This window comes from Serratia sp. HMSC15F11, assembly GCF_001808215.1.
Classification (GTDB): Bacteria; Pseudomonadota; Gammaproteobacteria; order Enterobacterales; family Enterobacteriaceae; genus Serratia; species Serratia nevei.
This window is the reverse complement of the sequence record NZ_KV792415.1, coordinates 1-597: the sequence shown is the minus strand read 5'-3', so window position 1 is coordinate 597 and position 597 is coordinate 1. Positions and strand designations below refer to the sequence as shown.

Here is a 597-nt window from a genome sequence, read left to right as displayed (position 1 = left end):
TTTGATTTGACGCAGGGGCCGCTGGTGCGCGCCGCGCTGATCCGCCTGGCGGATGAGGAGCACCTGTTCCTGCTCATCTGTCATCACATCATTTCCGACGGTTGGTCGACCGGCATTCTGCTGCGTGAACTGGGGGCGTTGTACGGCGCTTTCCGTCGCGGCGATGCCGATCCGCTGCCGCTGCCGACGCTGCAATACCCGGATTACGCCGCCTGGCAGCGTCGCTACCTGACGCCGGAGCGGTTGGCGGCGCAGGCGCAATACTGGCGTGAAACGCTGAGCGATGCGCCGGCGCTGCTGACGCTGCCGACCGACCGGCCGCGTCCGACGGTGCAGTCTTTCAGCGGCGGAGAGGTGCCGATCGCGATCGACGCCGAGCTGACGCAGGCGCTGCGGCAGTTCAGCCGGCAGCATGGCGGCACGCTGTTCATGACGGTGCTGGCGGCCTGGAGCCTGGTGCTGGCGCGCATGGCCGGGCAGCAGGAGCTGGTGATCGGTACGCCGGAGGCCAACCGTGGCCGGCTGGAAACCGAATCGCTGGTCGGCTTTTTCGTCAGCACGCTGGCGCTGCGCATCGATCTTCGCGACGATCCGGAT

Annotated in this window: 1 protein-coding gene; it reads left to right on the top strand. The window is 67.5% G+C overall.

Features of this window, described 5'->3' with window-relative positions:
- Positions 1 to 597, top strand: a 597-nt coding sequence (locus HMPREF3138_RS07030) for a condensation domain-containing protein (protein WP_139145125.1), incomplete at both ends; no start/stop codon positions are given.